This is a genomic window from Neisseria sp. P0021.S005 (genome assembly GCF_051956955.1).
Map to the genome: position 1 here is coordinate 1 of NZ_JBQCWY010000060.1, position 11,691 is coordinate 11,691.

Annotated in this window: 10 protein-coding genes and 4 tRNA genes; 10 read left to right on the top strand and 4 right to left on the bottom strand. The window is 50.3% G+C overall.

Translation table 11 applies throughout. The annotated features are described in order from the left end of the window. The 7 genes from ACTHUE_RS05620 to ACTHUE_RS05650 form a co-directional block, all read left to right on the top strand. On the top strand, nucleotides 1-422 hold a 422-nt coding region (locus tag ACTHUE_RS05620), incomplete at its 5' end, for a glycosyltransferase (protein WP_440423098.1). A gap of 44 nt (nucleotides 423-466) precedes the next feature. Next, on the top strand, nucleotides 467-1,213 hold the full coding sequence (gene fabG / locus ACTHUE_RS05625) for a 3-oxoacyl-ACP reductase FabG (protein ID WP_049336356.1): 747 nt from the start codon (nucleotides 467-469) through the stop codon (nucleotides 1,211-1,213). 264 nt (nucleotides 1,214-1,477) lie between these two features. Then, nucleotides 1,478-3,460, top strand: a complete 1,983-nt coding sequence (locus ACTHUE_RS05630; protein WP_049336355.1) for a monovalent cation:proton antiporter family protein — start codon at nucleotides 1,478-1,480, stop codon at nucleotides 3,458-3,460. Nucleotides 3,461-3,529: 69 nt separating this feature from the next. Next, a tRNA-Val gene (locus tag ACTHUE_RS05635) sits at nucleotides 3,530-3,605 on the top strand. 33 nt (nucleotides 3,606-3,638) lie between these two features. Beyond that, nucleotides 3,639-3,715, top strand: a tRNA-Asp gene (locus tag ACTHUE_RS05640). Nucleotides 3,716-3,754: 39 nt separating this feature from the next. Next, nucleotides 3,755-3,830, top strand: a tRNA-Val gene (locus ACTHUE_RS05645). A gap of 32 nt (nucleotides 3,831-3,862) precedes the next feature. Continuing rightward, nucleotides 3,863-3,939 (top strand) — tRNA-Asp (locus ACTHUE_RS05650). A gap of 287 nt (nucleotides 3,940-4,226) precedes the next feature. Here ACTHUE_RS05650 and dacB read toward each other — a convergent pair. Further along, nucleotides 4,227-5,639, bottom strand: coding sequence for a D-alanyl-D-alanine carboxypeptidase/D-alanyl-D-alanine endopeptidase (gene dacB / locus ACTHUE_RS05655; RefSeq protein ID WP_049336968.1), 1,413 nt, complete (start codon nucleotides 5,637-5,639; stop codon nucleotides 4,227-4,229). Between the two features lie 70 nt (nucleotides 5,640-5,709). Beyond that, nucleotides 5,710-7,137: an MFS transporter gene (locus tag ACTHUE_RS05660; protein ID WP_049336971.1), complete on the bottom strand. Its 1,428-nt coding sequence runs from the start codon at nucleotides 7,135-7,137 to the stop codon at nucleotides 5,710-5,712. A 136-nt stretch (nucleotides 7,138-7,273) separates the two neighbouring features. On the opposite strand from ACTHUE_RS05660, the gene ACTHUE_RS05665 reads away from it, so the two are divergent. The 3 genes from ACTHUE_RS05665 (at nucleotide 7,274) to ACTHUE_RS05675 (ending at nucleotide 10,008) form a co-directional block, all read left to right on the top strand. Continuing rightward, nucleotides 7,274-7,840 (top strand): NADPH-dependent FMN reductase, encoded by a 567-nt coding sequence (locus ACTHUE_RS05665; protein ID WP_070587528.1) that lies wholly within the window; start codon nucleotides 7,274-7,276, stop codon nucleotides 7,838-7,840. Between the two features lie 147 nt (nucleotides 7,841-7,987). Next, nucleotides 7,988-8,665: a response regulator gene (locus ACTHUE_RS05670; protein ID WP_070460434.1), complete on the top strand. Its 678-nt coding sequence runs from the start codon at nucleotides 7,988-7,990 to the stop codon at nucleotides 8,663-8,665. 29 nt (nucleotides 8,666-8,694) lie between these two features. Beyond that, nucleotides 8,695-10,008 (top strand): sensor histidine kinase, encoded by a 1,314-nt coding sequence (locus tag ACTHUE_RS05675; RefSeq protein WP_070695464.1) that lies wholly within the window; start codon nucleotides 8,695-8,697, stop codon nucleotides 10,006-10,008. A gap of 129 nt (nucleotides 10,009-10,137) precedes the next feature. Here the strand turns inward: ACTHUE_RS05675 and aroB are convergent, their stop codons facing one another. Further along, a complete protein-coding gene (gene aroB, locus ACTHUE_RS05680) occupies nucleotides 10,138-11,217 on the bottom strand; it encodes a 3-dehydroquinate synthase (protein WP_070503951.1) in 1,080 nt (359 codons plus the stop codon). 22 nt (nucleotides 11,218-11,239) lie between these two features. Continuing rightward, nucleotides 11,240-11,691 (bottom strand): shikimate kinase (locus ACTHUE_RS05685; protein WP_440423100.1); only part of this gene is annotated, 452 nt, incomplete at its 5' end.

Here is an 11,691-nt window from a genome sequence, read left to right on the forward strand (position 1 = left end):
AACAGAATTTTAAACTCTCCTGTCCAGACCAAGATATTTTGAATTTAGCCTGTATAGGTCATGTACACTGGCTTTCAGAAAACTTTAACTGGATACATTGGCATCAAAAATACAGTGAATTAATCGACAATCCCAACAATATCCGCTTAGTCCATTTTGTTGGTCATATCAAACCGTGGCATCAATTAGGCTTCCACCCTGCATATGATCAATATTTTAAGAATTCCCCATGGAATAACGGATATCTAGAACAACCTCTATCAACTTGGTTGCCCTTTCCAAATCCTAAAAGGAAATTTAGACAAGCAGCCAAACGGCTTTGGAAACAAGGACAAAAAAAGCAAGCATGGGCATACTACAGAGAATATTTATTACGAAGAATCAACAAACGACGGTATCAAGCACCCTCCCCAGGTAAATAAGGCCGTCTGAAACCATTTTTCCAATCGCAATTAAGGAATAAAACATGAGTACACAAGATTTAAGCGGCAAAATCGCTTTGGTAACCGGCGCATCGCGCGGTATTGGTGCGGCAATTGCCGATACTTTGGCTGCGGCCGGTGCAAAAGTTATCGGCACTGCCACTAGTGAGAGTGGCGCGGTTGCAATCGGCGAACGCTTGGCACAATGGGGTGGCGAAGGCCGTGCATTAAATTCTGCCGAACCTGAAACCATCGAAAATCTAATTGCCGACATCGAAAAAGAATTCGGCAAACTGGATATTCTGGTCAACAACGCCGGCATTACCCGCGACAACCTCCTAATGCGCATGAAAGAGGAAGAGTGGGACGACATCATGCAGGTCAACCTCAAATCTGTCTTCCGCGCCTCTAAAGCCGTATTGCGCGGCATGATGAAACAGCGTGCCGGCCGCATCATCAACATCACATCCGTTGTCGGCGTGATGGGCAATGCCGGCCAAACCAACTATGCAGCCGCAAAAGCAGGCTTAATCGGCTTCTCCAAATCTATGGCGCGTGAAGTCGGCAGCCGTGGCATTACCGTCAACTGCGTTGCCCCCGGCTTTATCGACACCGATATGACCCGCGCCCTACCGGAAGAAACCCGCAAAACCTTTGAAGCGCAAACTTCTTTGGGCAAATTCGGTGAAGCACAAGATATTGCCGATGCAGTCTTGTTCTTGGCTTCTGATCAGGCAAAATACATTACCGGTCAGACACTTCATGTCAACGGCGGCATGTTGATGCCTTAAACCATTTATTTAAAGGCCGTCTGAATATTTCAGACGGCCTTTTTTGTCAATCAAAACACTACTTTACATTCTATCTTGATATAATCTTAATAATCCGTTAGATAACGCTCGAAACAGTAAGTCCAAATAAGCATGATACGGGAAATCAAATCGCAGAAATGAAGTTCATTCTGTGCGTTTTTATTTGGGTTTGCTGTCGGTTTTCGACGTGTTTCAGACGGCCTATATAACAATAGCTACTCTTAACGAAAGGCCGCCCACTCTATGCACGAATTCTCCCTCGGACCCATTGTCATTGTCTTGTTGGTTTCCGTCATTACAGTTATCTGCTGTCGCAAGTTCAACATTCCTTCCATGCTCGGTTATCTTTTGGTCGGTTTTATTGCCGGTCCGGGTATGTTCAAACTGATTCCGCAAAGCCATGCCACCGACTATTTGGGCGAAATAGGCATTGTATTCTTGATGTTCAGCATCGGTCTCGAATTCTCCCTGCCCAAACTCAAAGCCATGCGCCGTCTCGTATTCGGCTTGGGCGGTTTGCAAGTCATCATTACCATGCTCTCGATTATGGGCATTTTGATGGCAATGGGCACGCCGTTTAACTGGGCGTTTGCCACTGCGGGCGCACTGACCATGTCGTCCACCGCCATCGTCAGCCGCATTCTGTCGGAGAAAACCGAGCTGGGTCAGCCACATGGACAAATGGCCATGGGTGTTTTGCTGATGCAAGATATTGCCGTGGTACCGCTGATGATTCTGATTCCGGCACTTGCTGGCGGCAGCGAAGGCAACTTGTGGGTAGAACTGGGCTTGGCCGGTTTGAAAATGTTGCTGACCTTGGGCATTTTGTTTGTTGTCGGCAGCCGTGTGATGTCGCGCTGGTTCAGACTGGTTGCCAAACGCAAATCGTCCGAACTCTTTATGATCAACGTTTTGCTGGTTACTTTGGGCGTGGCCTATCTGACGGAGCTTGAAGGCCTGTCTATGGCATTGGGCGCATTCGTTGCCGGTATGCTGCTTTCCGAAACCGAATACCGTATTCAGGTGGAAGACGACATCCGTCCATTCCGCGATATCCTGCTGGGCTTCTTCTTCATTACCGTCGGTATGAAGCTGGATATTCAGGCGCTGATCGGCAACTGGCAGCAAATCCTGATTTTGTTGGCAATCCTGTTGGTCTTGAAAGCACTGGTCGTCTTCATCATCGCTTTGCGCATGAAAAACCCTACGAGCGACAGCCTCAAGAGTGCGCTTTATTTGGCACAAGGCGGCGAGTTCGGTTTCGTGATGCTGGCTATTTCCAGCAAAATCAATATGGTTTCGCCCGAATTGGAACAAGCAGCCACTGCAGCCGTCTTGCTCTCCATGATTGCCGCACCATTCATTTTGGGCAGCAGCGATGCCATCGTCAGCCGCTTTGTTAAATCCGACTGGGACATGAAAGCCTTGGACTTGCACTCCATGCTGGTGGAAACCATGAGCAAATCCGAACACGTCCTAATTATCGGTTTCGGACGCGGCGGTCAATCGGTTGCCCGTGTATTGGCGCAAGAAGGCATCCCCTACTTTGCCCTTGACTTGGATATTGCCCGCGTACAAGTGGCACGCAACGCAGGCGAACCGGTTTCCTTTGGCGATGCCAAACGCCGTGAAGTCTTGGAAGCCGCCGGCTTGGGACGTGCCAAAATGGTGGTCATCACGCTGAACAATATGCATGAAACCCAACATGTTCTCGGCAACATCATGTCCATGCATCCGAGCATGCCGGTTTATGTTCGCGCCACCAATGACGATTACGTTAAAACCTTTACCGAAATGGGTGCTGAAGAAACCGTCTCCGATACCAAAGAAACCAGCCTGGTGCTGGCAAGCTATGCCATGTTGGGCCACGGCCTTTCCTACAACCATGTTTATCAAACCATAACCCACATCCGTCACAGCCGCTATGCATCTTTGCAAGACTTGTTTGTCGGCAGTGATGATGACAGCTTCTCCGACGAAGACAGCAAGGCCGTCTGCCGCCATGCCTTCCCATTGCAAGGCGAGGCACATGCCATCGGTAAAACCATCCGTGAATTGCCCTTGACCGCCCATCATCTGAAACTATTGTTTATCCGCCGCAATACCGGAAAAATCCAAGACCTTGACCCTGATTTCGTTCTGGAAACCGGCGACATTTTGGTTGTCGCAGGCAAACAGGAAGAAATTATTTCCTTTGAAAACTGGTGCTTGCAGGGAGACATCTAATTATCGGCAAATAAATCTTGCGCGCATCAGGATTTTTTGGTTTAATAACGTCTTCGCAATTTTGCGCATGGGTGATTAGCTCAGTTGGTAGAGCGTCTGCCTTACAAGCAGAATGTCGGCGGTTCGACTCCGTCATCACCCACCAAGTTTCTTTTTCATTGTCTTTGACAGTGGATGCGCGGTGGTAGCTCAGTTGGTTAGAGTACCGGCCTGTCACGCCGGGGGTCGCGGGTTCGAGCCCCGTCCGCCGCGCCATTATTTAAAAATACTGATTCTTCAGTATCTCCCTTTTTTGGGTGATTAGCTCAGTTGGTAGAGCGTCTGCCTTACAAGCAGAATGTCGGCGGTTCGACTCCGTCATCACCCACCACTTTACTTTTCATTGTCCCTGACAATGGATGCGCGGTGGTAGCTCAGTTGGTTAGAGTACCGGCCTGTCACGCCGGGGGTCGCGGGTTCGAGCCCCGTCCGCCGCGCCATCAAGTTAAAAATAAAAAATACCGGTTTTTACCGGTATTTTTTTCGTCTGTACCTTATGCCTTTTCGTAAAAAGTCCGATTATTTAGACAAGAGAAGGTGGGAATAAAACTTAAAACATACGTCTTAAATACCGAAGATAAAACCATCTTTCTCAAGCGGATTTACACCAAACGCTTATCCATTAAATCCCTAAATTATCCTTCAAAATAGACATAAATACTTGTCCTTCTTACACAAAGGCCGTCTGAAAACGTCAATACATTTTCAGACGGCCTTTTTTAGCTTATCAAGCCTGATACCTAATCATGCAGGAAGCCTTAGCATCAATCCAATGTTCGCCACCGGGCTGAACAATTTTAGACACCAGCTTATCCAAGTCGCGTAAATAATCGGTTGACTTTTGGCTGTTGATAATGACGACAACCAACAACGGCTTTTCGCCCAACCAATACCCAGCCAGTGCGCGGACATCTTTGAGTGTACCGGTTTTGAGGCGCAGGTTTTCACCGGGCTGTTTCAAGCGTGTTTTAAGCGTGCCGTCTTTACCGGCAATCGGCAGCGTACTGATAAACTCGTTTTTAAACGGGCTGAAGTAGGCTTTTTCCAACATTTGCGCCATCATTCGCGCATTGAGCCGTTCTACGCGGGACAGGCCTGAGCCGTTTTCCAACACCAGCCCTTCCGTATTGATACCGGCAACCGCCAGCTCACTTTTTACGATAGACGCGGCCTTGGCCTGCGCCTGCTTGTAATCAGATATATGTCCGGCAAATTTAAGGAAAACCGAACGGGCAATCAGATTATTGGAATGCTTGTTCATATCGGTGAGGATATCGGCAAGCGGTTTGGATTGATGACTCGCCAACACATGCGCGTCATGAGGCGCAGCACCTGTCGTCAGGCCGTCTGAAATCGTGCCGTCTTGTTGGCGCCATTGGTTGACAAAACTTTTGCCGACAAATTCTTTCATGCTATACATATTCAGATACAGCTCTTTGCCCAAGCAGCTTTCCGGCAGCTTGCCCGATACGGTCAGCGTATTGTTTTTATAGGAAGTCTTCATGTGGTTTTTTAAAACACTGCACTTCCCTTCTTTATTCTCAAGTGTCAATTTGTTTTGAATGTTCAGATTCGGAAGCGGCGGATTGGTACGGATGACCAAGCTTCCGTCTTCTTCTTTTTCAGCACGCAGTTCAACGGTTTTATACCCCAACATATTAGGATCGGGCGGCGTCATAAAGCTTTCGGCAGAATCGGAAGCAAAATCATCCGGATTCTTCACATCGCCCCACAGGCTGCGGTCGAGTATCAGATGTCCGTCAATATGGCGTATGCCCTTATCGCGCATCTGTTGCTGCATTTGCACCAGATCATGCTGGTCAAACACAGGATCGCCGCTCCCCACCCAATACACATTGCCTTTCAACGTATCGCCTTTGATTGGGCCGTTGGTTTTAAACTCAGTTTTCCAACGATAATCACCGCCCAACATACGAAACGCGGTAAACGCCGTTACCAGCTTCATGGTCGAAGCAGGATTGCGCAATTCATTGGCACGGTGTTCGGCAATCACGTTGCCGCTGTCCAATTCCTGCACATAAACAGAAATCTCATTTTCAGGAATACGCCCGAAATCCAAAGCCCATGACGGACAAACCGCCATCATCAGGCCGATTGATAAAATACATTTTAACTTCATTGTGTTACAAAATCTTATAAATTCTTACGAGGTGCTTAGGCCGTCTGAACGTTTCAGACGGCCTTTTTCTTTATTTCTGATGCGCTTTCAAACGTAAAGCAAACATGACGACCACAACACCGACAACCAAAGCGCAACCCATCGCCAAATGGATACCGTCCAGCATTGCCTGTTGCGGCATATCTGCGCTGGAAAGTTTCTCGCCGATATTGGTCGCACCAACAAAAAACGCCGCGCCGATGGCACCGGCAATCGGGTTGATGGTGGTCAGAATCGCCGCACCGTGCGGATTGAGCATTTTCGGCAACGCGTTCAGACCATGGGTTTCGCCGGTTACACAAGCAGACACGGAAAGCGCCAACAGCGTAAACATCGCCGTCAACATCACCACTTGCGTATCAATCCGCAAAAACAGCCACAATACCGCCAACGACACCACCAGCATCACTGTTGCCGGCAAAACGACAAAGCGTCCGCCCTTTTTGTCCAACAATTTGCCGAACAAAGGCGCGGCAACCGCTTGGGCAATACTGGCAGGCATCAGGATCAGGCCAGTTGCCGTACCGGTCAGCATCAACACTTGCTGCGTGTACATCGGCACCATCAGTTCCAAGCCCAAAAACAGGAATATCGCACCGGCCAAAATCACAACGCAATATCTGAACTGTTTGTATTCAAACGCACGAAGGTTCAACAACGGCGTAGCCAAACGGAACTGCCGGCGCGCAAACCACCCCACCAGTACAACGGAAGCAGCAAAGAGCAGGATAAATTCCAGCAGCGGCATATGGGCAAAATTACTGCTCGCATAAACCAACCCGCCGAAGCCCACAATCGACAGCACAGCCGACAACATATCAATTTTCGGACGGCTGATGTTGCTCAAATTGACCGTTAAATATTTGCCCGCCAGCACCATCGCCGCCAACATAAACGGCGCGGTAAAACCGAACAGCACGCGCCAATGCGTATGGTCGATGATGATGCCCGACAGCGTCGGCCCCATTGCAGGCGCGGCGGTAAACATCATGGTAATCACACCCATCGCCGTTCCGCGCCTGTTGGGAGGGAAAATCGACAACACACCGTTAAACAGAAGCGGGACAAAAAACGCGGCAGACACTGCCTGCACCATCCGACCGACCACCAATACGCCAAACGTCGGTGCAAACACGCAAATCAGCGATCCTGCTAAAAACGTTGCCTGCGTAAACAGCACCATTTTGCGCGTTTCAAACCATTGAATCACGCCTGCCGTAATCGGCGTAAATGCCCCCATGACCAGCAAAAAGCCCGTTGTCAGCCATTGAACCGTGGTCTTATCGACACCAAAATCCTTCATAATCGGCGTAAGCGCGACATTCAACAGCGTGTCGTTGAGATAGCCGAAAAATGCGCCGATGAATAAGGTGGCGACAATGGTTTTAGCAGGAAAGTCGGTATCGTCGGCGTAGTATTCGTGTGCCGTTTCACCCTCTTGCGAATCAGAAGCGTGCATAATAATTTGAAATATCAGCGAAACCGTTATTTTAGCATAAACCATTTTGACAGGCCGTCTGAAACCTTGACCGCTTCTCCAGATAACACTAAAATTTAGAATTGTTTTCATTTTTATTATTAAACAGGAGAAAAACATGTCAAAGAAAGTCAGCATCTTGGTCGGCAGCCTGCGTAAAGGCTCGTTCGCACGAAAAGTCGCACAAAACGTCATTCCCATGTTCCCCGAAGGCTACGAAGCGCAAATCGTCGAAATCGGCCATTTACCTTTATACAACTTCGACTACGACGATCCTGCCGTTACCGACTTCCCCACTCCATCCAGCTATACCGAGTTCCGTGAAACCATCAAAGCCTCTGCCGGCGTATTGTTCGTGACTTCCGAAAACAACCGTACCGTACCGGCCTGCCTGAAAAACGCCATCGACATCGGCTCCAAACCCAATGCCGATGTTGCCTGGAAAAAAACACCTGCCGGCATCATCAGTCATTCTGTCGGCAAAATGGGCGGTTATAGCGCGCAAAAAAATCTGCGCCTTGCCCTTTCGTATTTCGATATGCCATTGACCGGCCAACCGGAAGTGTTCCTCGGCAACTCGCCTACCCTGTTTGACGACAACGGCCAGCTCATCGAATCCGCGCGCGGCTTTGTTCAAGGCTATATCGACCAATTGGTTGCCTTGATTGAGAAAAACCCTAAATAATCGGGATTGAAGTATACAGGCCGTCTGAAAAACGAAATTTCAGACGGCCTCATCTTTTACAAAAAATCAGTTTTTAGACAGCTCCTAAATTTTTACTAATTGAGTGCGGTTATAATCACTGTCCACCCATCCTCACGGAGAACTTCCATGCGCGTATTATTGGTTGAAGACGATGCCATGATTGCCCAAGCCGTCAGTGCCAACCTGAAAGACACCGGCTACGCTGTCGATTGGGTCAGCCGCGGTTCGGAAGTTGCCGCAGCAGTGGCGGCGCAGGCATACGATTTGCTGCTTTTGGATTTGGGTTTGCCCGGCAAAGACGGTTTGGACGTATTGGCGCAAATCCGCAACGGCGGCTGTACCGTTCCCGTCTTAATCGTGACCGCGCGCGATGATTTGCACAGCCGCCTCAACGGCCTAGACGGCGGCGCAGACGACTACATCGTCAAACCCTTCGACATGGCGGAGCTGCAAGCCCGTATGCGCGCCGTATTGCGCCGACACGGCGGACAGGCGCAAACGCTGCTGAGCAACGGCATTATCACACTCAACCCCTCCACCCATCAGGCGGAAGTGGTCGGGCAGGAACAGGCCATCATGCTCAGCAACAAAGAATTTGCCGTCCTCCAAGCCCTACTGCTGCGTCCGGGCATGATTCTGTCGCGCAGTGATTTAGAAGACAAAATCTACGGCTGGGGCGAAGAAGTCGAAAGCAACGCCGTTGACTTCCTAATTCACGCCTTACGCAAAAAACTCGGCAAAGAAGCGATTCAAAACGTCCGCGGGGTCGGCTGGCTGGTTGCACAAAACAACCAGGCCGTCTGAAAAACCACAACAATATCAACACACAAACCATGCAACGCCTTATCCACACCATCAAACAATCCCTGCAAGTCCGGATCAGCCTCGCCCTGATCTGCATGCTCCTACCCCTCTCCATTCTTGCAGGCATATTTTCATATTACGATACTTATCACGAGACCCAAGAGGTTCAAGACGATCTGTTGCGCCAAGTCGCGAACTATCTCGACCCGAGCGATGCCGATGACGAGAAACACTCTCTCGACAACGACAACAAGATTTCCGTTCAATTTCCCAATACGCCCAACCCCATTGTCAGCCTGCCTGAAAAGATTTCAGACGGCCTGCACACCATTCAGGCCGATGACGATGACGATTACTACCGCGTTTATACCCGCGACACCAAGCAAGGCCGCATCGCCGTCATGCAGGAAAGCGACTACCGCGAAGAGCTGGCCGAAATGGCCGCCGTACAGAGCATCCTCCCCATGCTCCTCGCCCTACCCCTGATTATCCTGCTCACCGTCTGGATTACCCACCGCGCCATGCGTTCCGTCAAAACCCTGTCCAACGATTTGGAACAGCGCAAAATCAACGACCTCTCGCCTATGGACACGCAAGACATTCCCAGCGAAATCCAAGGCTTTGTCGTCGCCATCAACAACCTGTTGCAACGTACCGACGAAAACGTCCGCCAACAGCAACGCTTTATCGCCGATGCCGCACACGAATTGCGCAGCCCCATGACCGCCCTTTCCCTTCAGGCAGAGCGGCTCAACAATATGCAGCTGTCCGCCGAAGCGCGCGAGCAGTCCGCCCTGTTGCAACAAAGCATACAGCGCAACCGCCACCTGCTCGAGCAACTCCTTTCCCTCGCACGCGCCCAAGCGCCCGAAACCCAACGCCCTAAAACCTTGATCAGCCTGCAAAACCAGTTCCGCCGTGTCTTGCAGGAACTCATGCCGCTGGCGCTGGCCAAAGGTCAAGACATCGGCGTCGCCGTTGAAAACGACTGCCAAATCCACGCCGATGACACCGAAATCTACACCCTCATCAAAACCTTTACCGACAACGCCATCCGCTATACTCCCAAAGGCGGCCGCATCGATTTGGGCTTTGACGAAACCGCCGAATACCTCAACATCTGGGTGGAAGACAACGGCCCCGGCATTCCCCCAAGCGAACGCCAACGCGTTATCGACCCTTTCTACCGTATTCTCGGCACCGAACAACAAGGCACCGGACTTGGCCTGTCCATCGCAGACACCATTGTCAAACGCCATCAAGGCCGTCTGAAACTGGCCGACAGCCGACGCTTTGACAGCGGCTTGTTGATTATTGCCGAGTTGGATAAAAAGATGCTTTAAATAATTGACCCGCCCAAATTGGTTTATCTAGCTTTAATCCGATAAATGAAAACGTTTTAAAACCAAAGGCCGTCTGAAAATGACTTTCAGACGGCCTTTTTATATTTTGAAGCAAACCTACTTCATTCCTCACAAATACGGTTGCAAGGTTTGGCGGAGGATTTCCATATCGGTAATTTCGGTAATATTGGCTTTGCCCAAGTATTCCAAACCGACAAAACGCATGATGCCGCTGCTGACTTTTTTGTCGTGGCTCATGTGTTCAATCCATTTTTCAAAGGAGAAAACGGGCGGCGCAGACGGGAGGGAAGCGGCTTCCATTAAAGCGGCAATGCGGTCGGTGTCGGCCTGTCGGGTTTTGCCCAAGATTTGCGACAAACGGGAAGCGAGGACGCAACCGGCGGCAACGGCTTCTCCGTGCAGCCATACGCCGTAGCCCATTTCGGCTTCGATGGCATGGCCGAAAGTGTGGCCGAGATTAAGCCATGCGCGGATGCCCTGCTCGGTTTCGTCTTGGGCAACAATATCGGCCTTCATTTTGCAGCAATGGTAAACGGCTTCCGCCATTTTTTCTTGATGTTGCGCCATCAGGTCGGCCATATTTTCTTCCAACCAGGCAAAAAATTCGGCATCGCCCAATGCGCCGTATTTGATGACTTCGGCCATGCCTGCGGAAAGTTCGCGTTGCGGCAGCGTTTGCAAGGCGGTCAAATCGGCCAAAACGGCTTGCGGCTGGTAAAACGCGCCAATCATGTTTTTACCGAGCGGATGGTTGATGGCGGTTTTACCGCCGACCGAGGAATCGACCTGGCTGAGCAATGTGGTCGGTACTTGGATAAAAGGTGCGCCACGCTGATAAGTCGCCGCGGCAAAACCGACCATATCGCCTATCACGCCGCCGCCCAAAGCGATTAAAGTGGTTTTGCGTTCGGCACGGTTTTGCATCAGGCCATCGTAAATCAGGTTGAGCGTCTGCCAGTTTTTATATTCTTCGCCGTCGGGAAGGATAATGCTGAAATGCGGCACGCCCAGTCTGTCTAAGGCCGTCTGAAGCTGTTTGAGATAAAGCGGCGCAACGGTTTCGTTGGTAATAATGGCTGCTTTTTTACCTAGATAGGGCTGAAGCAGCATATCGGCCTGCTCAATCAGCTTATGCCCGATAAAGATGGGGTATTGATGGGACGGGGTTTGGACAGTCAGTGTGCGCATAGTATTCCTTTGCAAAGCGTATTTATTCGCCTAAAGCCTGTATCAGGCGTTTGAGCGTTTTGTGACAGCTGTCGGATTCGATGACGAGATGGGCGGTTTGACGGTACAGCATATCGCGTTGGTCATACAGCTCTTGCAGTTTGCCCAAAGGATTGGCAACTTGCAACAGCGGCCGGTTGCTGTCGTAACGGGTACGCTCCAGCAAGGTTTCGGGGCTGGCATGCAAATAAACAACCGTGCCGTTTTGGCACAAAATCTGTCTGTTTTCACTGCGTAATACGGAGCCGCCACCGGTCGATAAAACGATGTTGCGCCGGGAAGCGAGCTTCTTCAGCATATTGGTTTCACGGTTGCGGAAGCCTTCCTCCCCTTCCATCTCAAAAATGGTCGGAATGGATACGCCCGAAGAAGCGCAGATTTCGTAGTCGCTGTCGTAAAACGGGCATTCAAACATTTGGGCAAGCTGCTTGCCCA